Source organism: Mycobacterium sp. G7A2 (assembly GCF_041902445.1).
Taxonomy (GTDB): Bacteria; Actinomycetota; Actinomycetes; order Mycobacteriales; family Mycobacteriaceae; genus Mycobacterium.
On the sequence record NZ_CP169251.1, the window covers coordinates 4,788,585 to 4,805,872 of the forward strand.

The 17,288-nt window shown below is 70.9% G+C and carries 17 protein-coding genes; 6 read left to right on the forward strand and 11 right to left on the reverse strand.

What is annotated here, in order from left to right:
• Positions 1 to 54: 54 nt before the first annotated feature.
• Together ACEWX3_RS22695 and eccCb are read right to left on the reverse strand one after the other, a co-directional pair.
• Positions 55 to 1,158, reverse strand: a complete 1,104-nt coding sequence (locus tag ACEWX3_RS22695; RefSeq protein WP_374157760.1) for a type VII secretion-associated protein — start codon at positions 1,156 to 1,158, stop codon at positions 55 to 57.
• Positions 1,155 to 4,739 (reverse strand): type VII secretion protein EccCb, encoded by a 3,585-nt coding sequence (eccCb, locus tag ACEWX3_RS22700; protein ID WP_374157761.1) that lies wholly within the window; start codon positions 4,737 to 4,739, stop codon positions 1,155 to 1,157. The genes ACEWX3_RS22695 and eccCb overlap by 4 nt, the downstream gene beginning before the upstream one ends.
• Positions 4,740 to 4,834: 95 nt before the next feature.
• On the opposite strand from eccCb, the gene eccD reads away from it, so the two are divergent.
• Together eccD and mycP are read left to right on the forward strand one after the other, a co-directional pair.
• Positions 4,835 to 6,184: a type VII secretion integral membrane protein EccD gene (gene eccD / locus ACEWX3_RS22705; protein ID WP_374157762.1), complete on the forward strand. Its 1,350-nt coding sequence runs from the start codon at positions 4,835 to 4,837 to the stop codon at positions 6,182 to 6,184.
• Complete coding sequence (gene mycP, locus ACEWX3_RS22710) at positions 6,181 to 7,485, forward strand: type VII secretion-associated serine protease mycosin (RefSeq protein WP_374157763.1); 1,305 nt, start codon at positions 6,181 to 6,183, stop codon at positions 7,483 to 7,485. Before eccD ends, mycP begins: the two co-directional genes overlap by 4 nt.
• Here mycP and eccB read toward each other — a convergent pair.
• Positions 7,450 to 8,820 carry a type VII secretion protein EccB gene (gene eccB, locus ACEWX3_RS22715; protein WP_374157764.1) on the reverse strand — a complete coding sequence of 457 codons (1,371 nt, stop codon included), beginning with the start codon at positions 8,818 to 8,820 and terminating at the stop codon, positions 7,450 to 7,452. The genes mycP and eccB overlap by 36 nt on opposite strands.
• 42 nt (positions 8,821 to 8,862) lie before the next feature.
• Positions 8,863 to 9,414, reverse strand: coding sequence for a CGNR zinc finger domain-containing protein (locus ACEWX3_RS22720; RefSeq protein ID WP_207065635.1), 552 nt, complete (start codon positions 9,412 to 9,414; stop codon positions 8,863 to 8,865).
• 107 nt (positions 9,415 to 9,521) lie between these two features.
• On the opposite strand from ACEWX3_RS22720, the gene ACEWX3_RS22725 reads away from it, so the two are divergent.
• From ACEWX3_RS22725 to ACEWX3_RS22740, 4 genes are all read left to right on the forward strand, one after another.
• Positions 9,522 to 10,580, forward strand: coding sequence for a DMT family transporter (locus ACEWX3_RS22725; RefSeq protein ID WP_374157765.1), 1,059 nt, complete (start codon positions 9,522 to 9,524; stop codon positions 10,578 to 10,580).
• An 87-nt stretch (positions 10,581 to 10,667) separates the two neighbouring features.
• Positions 10,668 to 11,294, forward strand: coding sequence for a cutinase family protein (locus ACEWX3_RS22730; protein ID WP_207065636.1), 627 nt, complete (start codon positions 10,668 to 10,670; stop codon positions 11,292 to 11,294).
• A gap of 36 nt (positions 11,295 to 11,330) precedes the next feature.
• Positions 11,331 to 11,996 (forward strand): cutinase family protein, encoded by a 666-nt coding sequence (locus ACEWX3_RS22735; RefSeq protein WP_286182644.1) that lies wholly within the window; start codon positions 11,331 to 11,333, stop codon positions 11,994 to 11,996.
• A gap of 97 nt (positions 11,997 to 12,093) precedes the next feature.
• Positions 12,094 to 12,696: a cutinase family protein gene (locus ACEWX3_RS22740; RefSeq protein WP_374159925.1), complete on the forward strand. Its 603-nt coding sequence runs from the start codon at positions 12,094 to 12,096 to the stop codon at positions 12,694 to 12,696.
• 4 nt (positions 12,697 to 12,700) lie between these two features.
• Here ACEWX3_RS22740 and truA read toward each other — a convergent pair whose 3' ends face one another.
• From truA to rpmJ, 7 genes are all read right to left on the reverse strand, one after another.
• Positions 12,701 to 13,657, reverse strand: coding sequence for a tRNA pseudouridine(38-40) synthase TruA (gene truA, locus ACEWX3_RS22745; protein ID WP_374157766.1), 957 nt, complete (start codon positions 13,655 to 13,657; stop codon positions 12,701 to 12,703).
• A gap of 10 nt (positions 13,658 to 13,667) precedes the next feature.
• Entirely contained in the window at positions 13,668 to 14,279 is a 612-nt protein-coding gene (gene rplQ / locus ACEWX3_RS22750) for a 50S ribosomal protein L17 (RefSeq protein WP_374157767.1), read from the reverse strand.
• Positions 14,280 to 14,376: 97 nt separating this feature from the next.
• Positions 14,377 to 15,441, reverse strand: a complete 1,065-nt coding sequence (locus ACEWX3_RS22755) for a DNA-directed RNA polymerase subunit alpha (RefSeq protein WP_207065585.1) — start codon at positions 15,439 to 15,441, stop codon at positions 14,377 to 14,379.
• A gap of 87 nt (positions 15,442 to 15,528) precedes the next feature.
• A complete protein-coding gene (gene rpsD / locus ACEWX3_RS22760; protein ID WP_152515775.1) occupies positions 15,529 to 16,134 on the reverse strand; it encodes a 30S ribosomal protein S4 in 606 nt (201 codons plus the stop codon).
• A 20-nt stretch (positions 16,135 to 16,154) separates the two neighbouring features.
• Complete coding sequence (rpsK, locus tag ACEWX3_RS22765) at positions 16,155 to 16,574, reverse strand: 30S ribosomal protein S11 (protein WP_152515774.1); 420 nt, start codon at positions 16,572 to 16,574, stop codon at positions 16,155 to 16,157.
• 6 nt (positions 16,575 to 16,580) lie between these two features.
• On the reverse strand, positions 16,581 to 16,955 hold the full coding sequence (gene rpsM / locus ACEWX3_RS22770) for a 30S ribosomal protein S13 (RefSeq protein WP_152515773.1): 375 nt from the start codon (positions 16,953 to 16,955) through the stop codon (positions 16,581 to 16,583).
• Between the two features lie 155 nt (positions 16,956 to 17,110).
• Complete coding sequence (rpmJ, locus tag ACEWX3_RS22775; protein ID WP_003879483.1) at positions 17,111 to 17,224, reverse strand: 50S ribosomal protein L36; 114 nt, start codon at positions 17,222 to 17,224, stop codon at positions 17,111 to 17,113.
• Positions 17,225 to 17,288: the final 64 nt, after the last annotated feature.

Genomic DNA, 17,288 nt, shown 5'->3' on the forward strand with positions numbered 1-17,288 from the left:
TGAGATTGGACGCGCCGAGGCGCCCGTTCGGTTCCGTGCCGTCGACGAAAACTTTCACCGCACCGCCCGCGCGGACCGCACCGCCTCCAGACAGGGCCCGGCGACGGCGTCGCGGTGTCCGGCGGCGCTCTGGCAGCCGATCGCGATACGCAGCGTGCCGTCGACGACGACGGCCCAGGTGATTTCGGTTCCGGCCCGGTGCTCGCGGTAGGTGACCGCCGGTCTGCCCGCGACTCGGGCGCCGGCGTCGAAATCGGAGAACACGCCGGGCGGCTCAGCTTGCAGGGCGCGTCTGAGCGACTCGCCCACCGGCTGCGCGGTGGGACCATCGGACTGAGTGACGTGCAGCGCCGTCGACCCACCAGGCGGACCGACGCGTACCCGAGCCGAGCCGGGGCCGTCGGTGAGGCGCTCGGCGACCCAGTCGGCGGGCACCCGCACGGCGGCGCGACCCTCCACCAGGATCGCTGTCGCGTCAACCTGTTCCGCCGGCCCATGCGCCAGAACCGCCCCGGTCGCCACGGTGACAGCCGCCCCGGCGAACAGCGCCGGCAGACGTCGACGACACCACGCCGCCGGCACCGGCCGGGGCGCGACGGCGCACCTCTGTTCGGCGGCCGCTGCCACCCGGGCACGGTCGGTGAAGGACACGGGTGCGCCCCCGGCGCGAAGGCGTGCGGTGACCGCCGGGGCCGGCGGTGCCACGGCCGCGGGGACATCGACGATCACCTCGTTCGCACCCCCCAGGAGATCGACCAGAGCCTCGTCGTCGCGGCGAAGCACCGTGGGCGACACTCCGGGAGCGGCGATCACGACCAGCTCGCTGCTCAGTTCGACGACGGTGGCGCGGGTGTCCCCGCCGAGAAGCGCGGCCCGTCGCACCACCGTGACCCCGGCACCGAGACCTCGGGCGGCCGCGGTGAGCACCTCGACCCGGGCGACCGGCCACCAGGTGGGCACCACCACCGCCAGAGGTCCCCCGCTCCCGGCGGCTGCGGCGCCGAGCACGTCGCACCAGAGCCTGCCCACCGGCAGCGGTCGATCGTCCAGCAGCGTGGTCGTGTCGTCGATACAGTCGACGGCCTGTCGGCTCCGTTGCGGTGCAGCAGCTCCCGGACCTCTCACCGTCACCGGACCGACCTCGATCACCGCCGTCACGGTGGCGGCACCCAGCCGAGCTGGATCAGTTCGTCGGCCCGGCCCCGGACCAGCAAGGTGCCACGGCCCGGCGGTTGCAGCGTGGGCCGCGTGGCGCCGAGCAACACACCCTCGTCGGGGCCGGCGCTCATCATCAACCCCGAGCAGCCCATGTCGCGCAGCCGGGCCAGGACGGGATCGAACATCGCCCGCGCGGCGCCGCCGGAGCGGCGCGCGACGATCAGATGCAGCCCGAGGTCCTTGGCGTGGGGCAGGTAGTCGGCCAGCGGCGTCAGCGGGTTGCCGGTGGCGCCGGCGACGAGGTCGTAGTCGTCGACGACGACGAAGATGTCCGGCCCGTCCCACCAGGACCGGTCCCTGAGCTGCTGTTGGGTGACGGTCTCGTCCGGCATCCGAGCGTCCAGCTGGGCAGACAGCGTCGCCATGCGGGCCGACAGCGCCGGCCCTGACACCGAATAGCCGCCGAGATGGGCGGTTTCGACGACGCCGAGCAGGGTGCGCCGATAGTCCACGAGCTCGATGCGTGCGCTGCTGGGCTCTGCGGTGCGGATCAGTTCGGTGCACAGCAGCCGCAGCGCCGCGGTCTTGCCGCATTCACCGTCACCGAGGACCAGCAGATGTGGGTGTCGGTCGAAATCTATGGTGATGGGCGCGAGCTCACGTTCACCGAGACCGAGCACCACGTCGCCGCGGCGGTCGATCCGGTGGTGGGGAATCAGCGCCGGCAGCACCTCGACGGGCCGGGCCCGGCCGGTGTCGGACGGTCGGCGCACCGCGGTTGCGTCGGGCAGGGCGAGCAGCATCTCCTTTCCGTCGCGGGTCAGGCCGCGTCCGGGCGGTCGGGTGGTGAGTTCGCGGGCGCGCCGCCGGTCCATATCCGAATCGGCCGGGTCACCCAGCCTGAGCTCGATCCGGGTGCCGATCTGGTCTTTGAGCGCCGGGCGGAAATCCGCCCAGCGCGCCGTCGAGAGCATGACGTGCACGCCGAAGGCCAACCCCTGTGCGGCGATCGCGGTGATCGCCGAGTCGAGCCCGTCGAACTCCTGGCGCAGCACCGCCCAGCCGTCGACCACGAGGAACACGTCGCCGTAGGGGTCGTCGACACTGTCCGGCTCGGCCGCGGCGCGGCGGCGGTACTCGGTGAACGACGTGAGGCCGAGCCTGCGCATCGCCGATTCCCGCGTTCGCAGCAGTGATTCCAGCACCGCGACGGTGCGTCGGCACAGGTCGGCCTCGGCGCGGGTGGCGACCGAGCCGACGTGCGGCAGCCCTGCCACCGCGCCCAGCGCGCCCCCGCCGAAATCGAGGCAGTAGAACTGCATCTGAGCCGCATCGTGGGTCGCGGCCAGCGCGGTGATCACCGTCGCGAGCGCCGTCGACTTGCCCGAGCGCGGCGCACCGACAACGGCGACATGACCGGTCGCCCCGGACACGTCCACGAGCAGCGGATCGTATCGCTGCTCGAACGGGGAGTCGACGATGCCGACGGGCGCCCGCAAGGGCGCGGCGGGGGTCGCCGCCAGCAGCGCCGGTAGTGGCGGCGCCCGATGCAGCGGCGGCAACCAGATGCGGTGCGCGGCCGGTCCGCGGCCGGCCAGCGCGTGCAGCACCACCTCCAGCAGCGGCCGCGACGAGTTGGCCGATGCCGGGGCGGGAGGCGACGCGGTGTCGGCCAGGGTGAACCGCCGCACCGCGACAGGCCCCTCTCGACGAACCATGGACAGGTGCGGACCGGAGACGAACGCGGTGTGGAACCGGGTCAGCCGGCCGTCGGCGGTCTTGAGATAGCCGGCTCCGGGATCCGGTGGCAGGTGGTGGGCGTCGGCGACACCGATGACCGCCCGGGATTCCGCGGCCGAGAACGTCTTCAGGCAGATTCGGTAGGACAGGTGGGTTTCCAGTCCGCGCAACCTGCCCTCGTCGAGACGCTGGCTGGCGAGCAGCAGGTGCATGCCCAACGAGCGGCCCAGCCGCCCGATCGCGACGAACACGTCGATGAAGTCGGGATGCTGGCTGAGCAGTTCGGAGAATTCGTCGACGACGATGAACAGTGCAGGCAGCGCCGCCATGGACCGATCACGCTCCCACATTCGCCGGTACTGGCCGATGTCGGTGGCGTTGCCGGCGGCCCGAAGGAGTTCCTGGCGCCGATTGATCTCCCCGGTCAGTGCGTCGCGCATCCTGGCCACCAGTGGCGCCTCCTCGGCGAGGTTGGTGATGACAGCGGAGACGTGTTGCGCGGTGTCCATCCCCAGAAATGTTGCGCCACCTTTGAAGTCGATCAACACGAGGTTGAGGGACTCGGGTGAGTGGGCGGCGATCATGCCCAGGGCCAGTGTCCGCAGGAATTCCGACTTGCCGGATCCGGTGGCGCCGACACACAGTCCGTGCGGCCCCATGCCTCCTGCGGCGGCCTCCTTGATGTCGAGATGCAGCGGCGCGCCGTCGGCGGCCACTCCGATCGGCGCGGTCAACCTCGCGCCCCACACCTGGTCCACGTCGATCCCCGCCGGATCCTCGATGCCCATCAGCGCCGGCCAGTCCGGCGCCCGACCCGCCCCCGCCTGCCGGCCCGGGGCCGCATCGGCACTCCCGGCGATCCGCCGCGCGCAGGCGGTGGCGTCGGGTAACGCCAGCACGTCGAGCGCCACCTGGTACACCACCCCGTCGACGCGGATCGTCGGCGCGGCCGCCGGCTCTGTGGCATGCAGGACGACAACGGTGCAGCCCGGCGCGGCCGGCGGCTCCGCTGCACCGTCGACGAGGAGCACCCGGTGTGACGCCGCATCGGGGTCGCGGGTGTGCGGCAACCATTTCAGCCAGTCCCAGTGCGGCGCCGCCGCGTCGTCGAGCAGGGCGGTGACACCGAGATCGTGGGGTGCGTGCAGCATCGCCAACTGGCACAGCAGCGCACGCGCGACCGATCGTGCCGCCGCCGGCTCACCCTCGACCGACATGCTCCGGCTGTCGTTCAGCCGCAACAGGACCGGAACACCCCTGCTCAGCGACCACCGACGCACCAGCTCGTGCACCGCGGCGACGGTGACGGGGTCGGCCGCGCCGGCAGGCGGGGTCCGCGGCGCCACCACGGTGGTGGCGCACGGCCCCTCGCCCACCCCGATCCGGGCGGTCAGGTGATCGGGGTGCGCCGGGCCCCGCTCCCACATCCGGTCGCCACCGGCCAGGTTCCAGAGCGCCGCGGGTTCCGGGTGGGCCCGATGCAGGCGGCGGTGTTCCTGGTCGGCCGACTCCGCCAGTATGGCGTGCACGGTGTCGAGGTAGCGCAGGTATTCGGCCCGCTGGGCATTGATCTCGGCGCCCCGGCCCGCTCCCCTGGCACCGTAGACGAGGGTGCCGACGAGGGACACGGCCATCATGACCGGGAAGAGCAGGAAGGTCGGGCTGCGCGGTGCACCCGAGGTCAGATACACCGCGCTCATACCCGCGACGGCGACGATCATCACGACCGGCAGCAGTCTGGCCATCGGGTTGGGTGGTGGTGTCCGCGGCACCTCCGGCGGAGGGTCGATCACGAGTTGGCCTGGCGGCGGCCGGGACCGCGGCGTTTCGGTGTGCTCCATCATCTGAATAGACGCATCGAGGCATTAGCGGGTTCCATCCACAGGCGGACGAAGATCTGCGCGACGCCGGGTTGCACCCGAGTTACGTTGATGCCGTGACGGATACGTTGTGCCGGGTGACCGTTCACGCCGCCGGGCCGCGCGGATGGTCGCAGGCCGATCTGATGCTGCCCACCGGTTGTCCGCTGGGCTCGATGATGCTGGAGATCGTCGACGCCGTCGTCGGGCCCGCCGAACCCGGCGGCCCCAGCTCGGCATCGCCACCGCTGGGGTGGTACGCGTCCCGATTGGCCGGCCAGCGCCTGGACCCGTCGCTGACCCTGCACGAGAGCGGCATCGCCGACGGCGAGCTGATCCTCCTGTCGACGACCGAACCGCCGACGCCTCAACGGGTTCCCGGCGACGGGTGTGCCGCAGTACTCACCGCCGCGGACGGTTCCACCACCGGCTGGAGCCGCGCCGGGTCCTGGGTCGGCCTGACGGGATGCCTGGCCGCCGCAGCGACCCTGGCATGGTCGGGGGCGCAGACGCCGGCCCCGGGCCCCTTGTGGGTCGCGGCGGTACTGGCGCTGTCCAGCTCGGCGGCCGCCCTGGCCGTGCGACGAACCGCACACGCGGCGACGACGCCTGCCGGCCTTGCCGCAGTGGCATTCGCCGCCGCCGCGGGATTCCTGGCCGTCCCGGATCCACCTGCGCCGGCAGCGCTGCTGCTGACCGCCTCGGCGGCACTGGTGATGTCGACGTCGATGGCGCGCAGCGCATGTCGCGACAGTGTCGCCCTCGGTGCGGTCGTCACCGCTGCCGCCGGCGTGGTGGCGGTTGCGGCAGTGTGCACGCTGAGCTCGCCGAGGATTGCGGTGGCGGGCTCGCTGCTGGCGGTCACCGCGGTGGTCGTGTTGTCGGTGGCGCCCAAACTCGCCATCACCGTTGCCGGAATCGGCCCTTCCCACAGCGTGGTCGACGAGAAGCGATCGGCGGATGCGCACCGGCTGTTGACCAGTGTGGTCACCGGTTCGGCGGGGGCCGCGGCCCTGGCTGTCGCCCTGGTCGCGCTCGACGCCGCGCGGTCCCCGGAGGCGACGCTTCCCGTGCGCCTCGCGGCGGTGCTGCTCGCGGTCGACATCGGACTGGTGTTGTCGCTGCGCCAGCGTGTGCACTCCGACGGCCGACGCCGTATCGCGTTGGGCTTCGCCGCAATGGCCGCGCTGGCGACCGCCCTCGCGGGCGCAGCGGTCACCGCACCGGCGCAGGCGTACTGGATGGCCGGGGTCACCGGGGCAGCGGGCCTTGCTGTCATCGGTGTGCGCCGTGGGGATGAGATCGCCAATCCTGTTCTGCGTCAGTCGGTCAACGTGCTGGACTATCTGTCCGCCGCGGCGGTGGTGCCGCTGGCGGCGTGGGCGGGCGGCCTGTATGACGTAGCGCGCAACCTGGGCTTGCCGTGAGGTCGCCCAGGACTCTGGCCGCCGCGACGCTGGTCGCCGCCGCGGTGTGGGCCCCACCCTCCGCGTCCGCGGTCACCCCGCCGCCGGTGGACGAGAATCTCCTGCCGGCACCGGCTCCGCCGGGTCCGCCGCAGCCCACCACCCGGTTCGGCGACTGTGTCACCGCCGATCCGACGGCGTCGGACACCGGCGGCCGGCCGGGCCAGGTCGCCGGACAGGATCTGCGCGCGGTGTGGGCGTTGACCAGAGGAGCGGGCCAGACCGTCGCCGTGATCGACACCGGGGTGGCCCGGCACCGACGTCTGCCGCACCTGCGCGCCGGCGGCGACTATGTCTCGAGCGGTGACGGCACCGACGATTGCGACGGGCACGGCACCGCGGTCGCCGCGATCATCGGGGCGGCGCCCGACCCCACCGGGAACGGGTTCACCGGTATCGCCCCAGACGTCTCGATCATGGCGATCCGCCAGTCCAGCAACAAGTTCCGGGCCGACACCGATCCGGCCGGTTCGGGTTACGGCGATGTGGCCACGCTGGCAGCCGCGGTGCGGACCGCCACCGACCTGGGTGCGACCGTCATCAACATCTCATCGGTGGCCTGCCTGCCGGCCGGCGCCGGCCTCGACGACCGCGCGCTCGGCGCTGCGCTCGCGTACGCCGTCGACGTCAAGAACGTCGTCGTGGTGACCGCGGCCGGCAACACCGACGGGCCGGGTCAGTGCCCGGCAGGCAACCCGGACGCCTCGAGCGACTGGGCCGACGTCGCCGTCGTGGCGAGCCCGGCCTGGTACGACGACTTCGTGCTGACCGTCGCCTCGGTCGGGCCGGGCGGCGTCGCCTCGCCGTTCACGCTTGCCGGGCCGTGGGTCGACGTGGCCGCGCCCGGCGAGGACATCGTGTCGCTGGCAGCGGTCGGTGAGGACACGGTGCGGGTCACGGGCACGAGTTACGCCGCACCGACGGTGAGCGCGGTCGCCGCGCTGGTGCGGGCCCGTTTTCCCGAACTGACCGCACGCCAGGTCATGCGCCGTATCGAGGACACCGCACGCCATCCCGGCGCCGGCTGGAACGCCGAGGTCGGCCACGGCCTGGTCGACGCGCTGGCAGCGGTCAGCGGCGGATCATCGCCGCGCCCGACGCCGTCGACAGAGCCCCTCACCCTCACCCCGGCGGCGCCGGTCACCGATACCGGCGCCCGGGACACCGCGCTGCGGGCAGCGGGAATCTGCGTGGCGCTCAGTGTGGCCGTCGCCGCGGGTGCCCGGTCACGGCGACGCCGCGACCCCGTCCCGGGCGACTGAGGCCGCCGCCCGGCTGAGGTCCGGTCCGGCGGGCAGTGCAGCCAGCACCGGCCAGGGGGCGGGCACCGGCGGGTCGGGCAGACCCAGTGCCGCCGCGGCGTCGGCGTCGGGGACGCCGTATCGCACCCCGGCGTCGCTGACGAGGAACGTGGGTCCGGCTTGGTGTGTGTCGCCGCTGAGGCCGACGGAACGGACATAGCTGCCATGACCCGCCGGGATCGCCACCGCGTCCAGCGCCGGACCGCCACCATCGGCTTGTGCGAGAGGCAGCGAGGTGTGGCCTGCCGCCGGCTCGGCACCTGTGAGCAGCGCAGTGTGCGGTTCGGCGTCGGCGTCCCAGCGCGCACACACGACGGGATCGGCGCTGACACCGGCACGCTGTGGAAAGGTGGTGACGGGCAGGCTGTCGACCACCGGCAGGGCACCGATGCGGTCGGCGCCCACGGCAGGGATCTCCCGGGCCGCCCGGGCGTCGGTGTAGCGGATGAGATCGGCGGCGACCTGCCCGACGCGCTGGACGCCGCCGGCGAGGACGACGAACAGCTCGTCGGAGGCGGGCGCAGCGCCGGGCACCCTCAGCACGGTGCCGGCCGCCATGCCCGGCAGCGCGGAGCGACCGGAGGGGATGTGTGGCGGCACGATCGCCGGTGCCTCCGGAATGGCAGCCAACAGCAGCGGGGACACCGGCTGCGGCACGAGTCCGTCGAGCCGCAGGGCGCGAACCACGGCGGGATGGCGCAGGTCGACACGTGCGCGCCAGGCGCCGTACAGCAGGTAGGTGGGGGCGGCGGGTTCGCCGCGCGCGGTGACCAACACGCTGCGCCCCTCGGTCAGGTCCCGGGGCGCTGCTCCGGCGATGACGGTGGTGAGCTCGGAACGGGCGTCATCGCACACCGTCCACCGACCGTCGGCCACCGGCGGCGCAACGTGCGGTGGGGCGCCGGGAACGCCGACCATGGGTCCACGCAATGCGCGGTCGACCGCCTGCTGCGAGACGATCCGGGGTTCTGCAGGGGAACCGATGATCAACCGGGCCGAGGCGAGGTTGAACACCGGGTGCACGCGGTCGTCGATGCGCACGTACAACGCGCCGCTGTCCCGGACCAGCATGATCGGTGCGTCGCCGAGATCCCCGGCCGGTCGTAGGACTGCCGGCACGGCCGCGACCGCGACGGCCACCACCGCGAGCACCGCCCCGATGACCAACGAGATCGACTGAGCGGCAAGCGGATCGTCGAGCATCCGGGCGTCGCCGCGCACCAGCGCATGTGCGGTGCGCCGCATCAGGAACCGGTGTCCGCTGATCTGTAGCCGCGTGGTCGGTTGTCGTCTCATGAGCCCCTTGGTGAGCGTAACCACGGCCGGGGCGGGCTCAGATCACTTGTTGGAGCGGCGCTCCCGGTAGGCGGCGACATGTTGGCGGTTGCCGCAGTTGCCCGTGTCGCAGAACTTGCCGGACCGGTTGCGCGACAGGTCGACCAGCACCGCTTCACAGTCGGGGGCGGCACAGATCTTGAGGCGGCGCAGCTCCCCCGACCGGATCAGGTCCGCCAGCGCCATCGCCATCTCGGCGCCCATCCGTTGCCACAGCGGATCGTGGATCGACGCCAGGTGCAGGTGCCACTCGGGCATCTCGGGATGGCGGGTCAACCACGGCGCCGCCCGGGTGTCGGAGAGCAGCGCGTTCACTCCTCCGACGGCGCGGGCCTCGTCGTCGGCGGCCTCCCAGATCCGGCCGAGCCGGTCACGCAGCCGGTGGACGGCAGCCAACTCGGCAGCGTCGTGGTCGCGCCGGCCCGTCCAGCCGAAGCTGTCGAGATACTCGTCGAGCGCGGCGAGATCGCCCAGCCGTTCACCGTCGACCCGGTCGCTGTTGATCAGGACAGCCACGGCGCGCAGCGTGTGCTCGGTGTCATGATTGAAAAGCATTTGACTCATGACCTCCTCCGCCAGTACTGTCATGACCGAAGCTCATTTTACTCCTTACATCCAGCCCGCGTAGGCGGGCTACCTGGCCTTTCTCTGGAGGTGGAACCATGGCCGCCGATCTGACGCAGTCCTCGCCGCGCGCCGGCGCCACCCAGGCGCACCAGTTCCAGATGGGTCTACTCTTCGCCATCGGCTCCGCGCTCGCCTTCGGATCGTCCGGACCGTTCGCGAAATCACTGATGGAAGCCGGGTGGAGCCCCACCGGTGCCGTCACCGCACGGCTGGCCGGCGGCGCGCTGGCCATGGCCGTGTTCGCCTCGTTCGTGCGGCCGGGGTGGCTCACCGAGGCGCGGGCCCATGCCCGCACCGTGGTGCTCTACGGGTTGGTACCCATCGCCGGCGCCCAGCTGTTCTACTACAACGCCGTGGCCCACCTGTCGGTCGGCGTGGCGCTGCTTCTCGAGTACACCGCACCGATCCTGGTGGTCGGTTGGCTGTGGGCCACCACGCGTCGGCGCCCCACCAACCTGACACTGGGCGGTGTGGCCCTCGCCATCGCGGGCATCATGCTGGTGCTCGGCGTCGTCGGGCCGCACGGGGTTTCCGGTGCCGACATCAACCTCGTCGGCGTCGGGTTCGGGTTGGCCGCCGCGGTGTGCGCGGCGTGCTACTTCCTCTGGTCGGACACCTCGCGGACCGCCAAGCCCGGCGCCGGGGACGCGGCGCCGCTGCACCCGATCACGCTGGCCGCCGCCGGCCTCGTCGTCGGCGCGGCGGCGGTCGCCGCGCTGGGGGCCACGGGGGTGATGCCGCTGACCTTCACCGCCAACGACGCCGTGATCGCCGGAATGACCACGTCGTGGATCGTGCCGGTCGTCGCCCTGGGGCTGATCCCCACCGCGATCGCCTACACCCTGGGCATCGTCGGCATCGCCAAGCTGCAGCCTCGCTTCGCCTCCCTGGTCGGGCTCTCCGAGGTGATGTTCGCCGTGCTCGCCGCCTGGCTGCTGCTCGGCGAGGCGATCACCGGCACCCAGGCCATCGGAGGCGCCATCGTGCTGGCCGGACTCGCGCTCGCGCGGGCCGGCGACCGCGGCGAGGCGTTGGGTCTCGACGACACGGTGACGTGGCCCGATGCACCCGCAGCCCCGGAGGCGTTGCGCTAGTACGGGCGGCCGATAGCCCGGCTAGCTATCATCGCGAGGGTGACCTCCGATCTTGATGCCCGGCCCACCCGACCGATCACCCGGCTGATGTCGGTGTGCGCCGCGGCGCTCGTCGCGGCCACCGCCGTCGTCCTCGGCCCGGGCGCCACCACGGCGCAGGCCCAGGGCTGTCCCGACATCGAGGTGATCTTCGCGCGCGGCACCGACGACACACCCGGCCTGGGCCGCGTCGGCGCGGCGTTCGTCGACTCGCTGCGCGGCAAGGTCGGCGGTCGGTCGGTCAACGCGTACGCGGTCAACTATCCGGCCAGCTTCGACTTCCTCGCCGCGGCCGGTGGGGCCAACGACGCCAGCAGGCAGGTCCAGTTCATGATGGCCAACTGCCCCGGCACCCGGATGGTGCTCGGCGGCTACTCGCAGGGTGCGGCGGTCATCGACATCATCGCCGCCGTGCCGTTCCCCGCGGTCGGGTTCACCAACCCACTGCCGCCCAACGCTCCCGACTTCGTCGCGGCGGTCGCCGTGTTCGGTAACCCGACCGCGAAGGTCGGCCTGCCGATGACAGCCAGCCCGGTCTGGGGAACGCGGGCGATCGACCTGTGCACGGTCGGCGACCCGGTGTGCTCGGACGGTGACAGCGTCCCGGCCCACAGCGCCTACGTGTCCAGCGGATTGACCAACGAGGCCGCGTCGTTCGTCGCCGGTCTCGTCTGACTTCGGACGTCTGACCGGCATACGCTACGGTGTCTTGTGCTTTCCCACCGATTCGTCCGCCGCGTCCTGGCGGCGACCGCCGCCGCGGTGTTCCCGGTGGCGGCGACAGTCCTCTCGCCTGCCACGGCGTCCGCGCAGCCCTGCCCGGACGTCGAGGTGGTGTTCGCGCGCGGGACCAGCGAAGCGCCAGGGGTCGGACGAGTCGGGCAGGCGCTGGCAGATTCGCTGCGCGCACAGCTCGGCGGCCGCACCGTCGGCACCTACGGAGTGAACTATCCGGCGACGTATGACTTCCTCAACGCCGCGGGCGGCGCCACCGATGCCGAGAACCGCATTGCGCTGATGGCCCAGCAGTGCCCCGGCACCCGCATCGTGCTCGGCGGCTACTCCCAAGGTGCCGCGGTGGTCGACATGCTCGCCGGGGTGCCTCCGCTGGGCAACCGCATCGGCACCATCGGCTCGGCGCCCCCGTTGGCGGGCAGCCTGAACGGCAACGTCGCGGCGGTGGCGGTGTTCGGCAACCCGGCGACCAAGTTCGGCAATCCGGTGTCGGCGACGGGCTCGTTCGCGGGCAAGGCCATCGACCTGTGCGCCGACGGCGACCCGATCTGCTCGGACGGCCGCAACCCGTTCGCCCACACCCGCTATGAGACCCCCGAGTTCATCGGACCGGCGGCCGGCTTCGTCGCGGGAAGGGTCTGACCGCCTGCCCGCTTTCACCTTCGCCGTTAATATCGGGCAGGTGATCGTTGCTCTGGCCCGGCGATGCCGAGCCCTGTTCCTCGTCCTGACCGTGCTGATGCCGACCGTCGTGGCGTTGGCCCCTGGTGCCGCGGCCCAGTCCTGCCCGCAGGCCGAACTGATCTTCGCGCGGGGCCGCGTCGAACCGGCGGGCGCCGGGCAGATCGGCAGCGCGTTGATCGGTGCGCTGCGCCAGAAGACCGGCATGGACATCGACCTGTATTCGGTCAATTATCCCGCCGACACCGAGATCGACATCGGCGCCAACGACATGAGCCGGCGCATCCAGTACATGATGGACAACTGCCCGGACACCCGGCTGGTGCTCGGCGGCTACTCGTTGGGCGCGGCCGTCACCGACGTGGTCCTCGCCGTGCCGATCGCAGCGTTCGGATTCCGCAACCCGCTGCCGGCCGGGGCCGACCGGCACATCGCCGCGGTGGCGTTGTTCGGCAACGGCATCGCCTGGGTCGGGCCGATCTCCAACTTCAATCCGCTCTACAGTGACCGGACCATCGAGCTGTGTCACGGCGACGACCCGATCTGCAACCCCACCGATCCGGAGAACTGGCAGGACTACTGGGCTGACCACCTCGCCCCGGCCTACATCAACGCCGGCATGGTCAACCAGGCCGCCGACTTCGTCGCGGGCCGGCTCTGAGCGGTCAGCCGACCTCGTCGGACGTGCGCATGTCCCGGGTGACCCGGTTGCGCTCGGCCAGTTCGGCGTCGGGCGGGTAATCCACCGACACCAGGGTCAGGCCCCGGGCCGGGGCGGCCGCGAAGTCACTGGACCTCGCCGTCGCGGTCAGCAGTCGCGCACACCACCGGGAGTCGCGGCGCTGCTCCCCCACCGCGAGCAACGCTCCGACCAGTGAACGGACCATGTTCCAGCAGAACGCGTCGGCGCTGACCAGCACGCTCACCCGGTCGCCGTCGGCGGTCACGTCCAGCCGCTGCAGCTCCCGAATCGTCGTCGCCCCGTCGCGGTGCCGACAGAACGCGGCGAAGTCGTGCAGGCCCAGCAGCGCGGTGGAGGCGTCAGCCATCGCGGCCACGTCCAGCGGACGCGGCCAGGGGGTCACGAACCGCGCCTCGTGCGGATCGGCGCCGTACCGCGCCGTCGTCAGACGGTAGACGTAGTGACGCCGCAGCGCCGAGAACCGTGCATCGAATCCGGTCGCGGCGCGAGTGATGTCCCGCACCCGGACGTCCTCGGGCAACATCCGGGCGAGGCGGCGCACCAGCGGCCCGAACTCGGCTTCACCGGCACGCACCGTCCGCGGATAGGCGTGCGACACCACGGTCGACGGGATATCGGCATGGGCGACCTGGCCGGCGGCGTGCACGCCGGCGTCGGTGCGTCCCGCCGCTCTGGTGACGACCGGCACCCGGAAGATCGTCGACAGGGCCTCGTCGAGCACTCCGGCCACCGTGCGCTGCCCGGCCTGCGTCGCCCAGCCGGCGAAGTCCGTTCCGTCGTAAGCGATGTCGAGACGCAGACGGGTCTCGTCACTCGACGAAGAAGGAGCACCCGCACGCGAGGAGGAAAAGGGAGACCCCGCACGCGAGGAGGGAAACGGAACAAGCCCGCCACCGGTGTCGATGGCGGGCTTGTTCACAGCAGAATCGCTAGGACTTCTTGTCATCCTCGTCGGCTGCCTCGGCGGCCTCTTCCGTCGCGACGGCCTCGGCCTCGGAGGCCTGCGCCTCCTCGATCGCGGCGTCCTCGGCCTTGATCTCGTCCACCGTCTCCTCGACCGACTCGTCCTCTGTGGTCGGCCCCTCGGCGGCTTCCGGCTCGACAGCAGCCTGCGGCGCAGCGGCGGCGGCGACCTTCTGGGCCCCGGCTGACCGGCGCGCCCGGTCGGCCTCCGACGTCACCGTCTTCTCCCGCACCAGCTCGATGACCGCCATCGGGGCGTTGTCGCCCTTGCGGTTCTCGACCTTGACGATGCGGGTGTAGCCGCCGTTGCGGTCCGCGTAGAACGGACCGATCTCGGCGAACAGGATGTGCACGACGTCCTTGTCGCGGATCTTCTTCATCACCTCACGCCGGTTGTGCAGCGTGCCCTTCTTGGCGTGGGTGATGAGCTTTTCCGCATACGGCCGCAGCGCCCGGGCCTTCGGCTCGGTGGTCTTGATGCGGCCGTGCTCGAACAGCGACGTGGCCAGGTTGGCCAGCAGCGCCTTCTGGTGCGAGGACGACCCGCCGAGGCGAGGACCCTTGGTGGGTTTGGGCATTGCGACTATCTCCTAAATGGGGCCGGCCCCCGTATCAGGTAGGACCGGGACGGTTTTTCTTCAGAGCCGGTGGGCTCAGAGCTGTTCGGTTTCGCGCCTAGAGCTGTTCGGTCTCGGCGTAGTCCTGGTTGTCGTCGGCCTCGTAGCCCGAGTCGTAGCCGGCGTCGCTGTTCCACGTGCCGGTGGCGACGTCGTAGCCGGCGACCTCGGACGGGTCGAAGCTGGCCGGGCTGTCCTTGAGCGACAGACCCAGCTGGTGCAGCTTGATCTTCACCTCGTCGATCGACTTCTGGCCGAAGTTGCGGATGTCCAGCAGGTCGGACTCCGTGCGGGCCACGAGCTCGCCCACGGTGTGCACACCCTCGCGCTTGAGGCAGTTGTACGAGCGCACGGTCAGGTCGAGGTCGTCGATCGGCAGCGCGAAGCTGGCGATGTGGTCGGCCTCGGCCGGTGACGGACCGATCTCGATGCCCTCGGCCTCGGTGTTGAGTTCCCGTGCCAGACCGAACAATTCGACCAGCGTCTTACCCGCCGAGGCGAGCGCGTCGCGCGGGCTGATCGAGTTCTTGGTCTCGACGTCGAGGATCAGCTTGTCGAAGTCGGTGCGCTGCTCGACGCGGGTCGCCTCGACCTTGTAAGTCACCTTGAGCACCGGCGAGTAGATGGAATCGACCGGGATACGGCCGATCTCGGCGCCGGAAGCCTTGTTCTGCACGGCAGGCACGTAGCCGCGGCCGCGCTCGACGACGAGCTCGACCTCGAGCTTGCCCTTGTCGTTGAGGGTGGCGATGTGCATGTCCGGGTTGTGCACGGTGACACCGGCCGGCGGGACGATGTCGCCCGCGGTGACCTCACCGGGTCCCTGCTTGCGCAGGTACATGGTGACCGGCTCGTCCTCCTCGGAGGACACCACCAGGCTCTTGAGGTTCAGGATGATGTCGGTGACGTCTTCCTTCACCCCGGGGACGGTGGTGAATTCGTGCAGCACTCCGTCGATGCGGATGCTGGTGACGGCCGCGCCCGGGATCGACGACAGCAACGTGCGCCGCAGCGAGTTGCCCAGGGTGTAACCGAATCCCGGCTCGAGGGGCTCGATGACGAACTGCGAGCGGTTCTCGGCGACGGTCTCTTCGCTGAGGGTGGGACGCTGAGAGATCAGCATGGTGTTTCTCTTCTCCTTCTCGGCAACCGCTATTTGATGCCGTTAGGTGTTTCCGGGGCGGCGGATGCCGCCCCGGAACAGTGAGCGCTACTTCGAGTAGAGCTCGACGATCAGCTGCTCGGTGAGCGGAACATCGATCTGCGCACGCTCGGGCAGCTGGTGCACGAGGATGCGCTGACGCTCGCCGACGACCTGCAGCCAGCCCGGGATGGGACGCTCGCCGGCGGTCTGGCGGGCGACCTCGAAGGGCAGGGTGTTGATCGACTTGTCCTTGATGTCGATGATGTCGTACTGCGCGACCCGGTAGCTGGGGATGTCGACCTTCACGCCGTTGACGGTGAAGTGGCCGTGGCTGACCAGCTGACGCGCCATCCGGCGGGTCCGGGCCAGGCCGGCACGGTAGACGACGTTGTCGAGCCGGCTCTCCAGGATGCGCAGCAGGTTGTCACCGGTCTTGCCGGGGAGGCGGTTGGCCTCCTCGTAGTAGCGACGGAACTGCTTCTCCATCACGCCGTAGGTGAAGCGGGCCTTCTGCTTCTCCTGCAGCTGCTGGCGGTACTCGCTCTCCTTGATCCGCGCACGGCCGTGCTGGCCGGGCGGGTAAGGGCGCTTCTCGAAGGACTGATCTCCACCGACGAGGTCGACGCCGAGGCGGCGCGACTTGCGGGTGACGGGTCCGGTGTAACGAGCCATGTGTTTCTAACTCCTCTTCCCTAGACCCGGCGCCGCTTGGGCGGACGGCAGCCGTTGTGCGGCTGCGGGGTGACATCGGAAATTGCGCCGACCTCGAGACCGGCGGCCTGCAACGAACGGATCGCGGTCTCGCGGCCCGAACCCGGGCCCTTGACGAAGACGTCGACCTTCTTCACGCCGTGCTCCTGCGCCTTGCGGGCCGCGTTCTCGGCGGCCAGCTGCGCGGCGAACGGTGTCGACTTGCGCGACCCCTTGAAGCCGACGTGCCCCGACGACGCCCAGGCGATGACGTTGCCCTGCGGGTCGGTGATCGAGACGATCGTGTTGTTGAACGTGCTCTTGATGTGCGCGGCGCCGTGCGGGACGTTCTTCTTTTCCCTGCGGCGGGTGGTCTTACCCCGCTTACCGGCGGTACCCGCGGCCTTCTTCTGTGGTGGCATGTCTGATTACCTGGCCTTCTTCTTGCCGGCGATGGTGCGCTTGGGACCCTTGCGGGTGCGCGCGTTGGTCTTGGTCCGCTGGCCGCGCACCGGCAGGCCGCGGCGGTGCCGCAGGCCCTGGTAGCAGCCGATCTCGATCTTGCGACGGATGTCGGCCTGCACCTCGCGGCGCAGGTCACCCTCCACCTTGAGGTTGCCCTCGATGTAGTCGCGCAGCTGGGTCACCTGGTCGTCGGTGAGGTCTTTGGTGCGCAGTTCGCGGCTGATGCCGGTGGCGTCCAGGATCTCCTGCGACCGGGTGCGGCCGACGCCGTAGATGTAGGTCAGTGCGACCTCCATGCGCTTGTCGCGCGGGAGGTCAACGCCCATTAGTCGGGCCATGTGTGCCATTCCTCGTTCTCTGCGGAGGTCTTGTCCCAGCCCGTTCCCCGTGTGGGGTCCGGCCTCCGTGCCGGACGTGTGTCGAGGGCCCTATGCCCTCAGTGGTGCTGGGATTTCTGCATTCAGTTGTGGGTGCTGCTCAGCTGGTCTGCTGTCTAGCCCTGCCGCTGCTTGTGGCGGGGATCGGAGCAGATCACCATGACCCGCCCATGCCGGCGGATCACCCTGCACTTGTCGCAGATCGGCTTGACGCTCGGGTTCACCTTCACGGCTCGTTCGATCCTTCTCTTGCTTCGGTCGGGGTGGTTGTGCGTGTGCGACGGACGCGTGCGC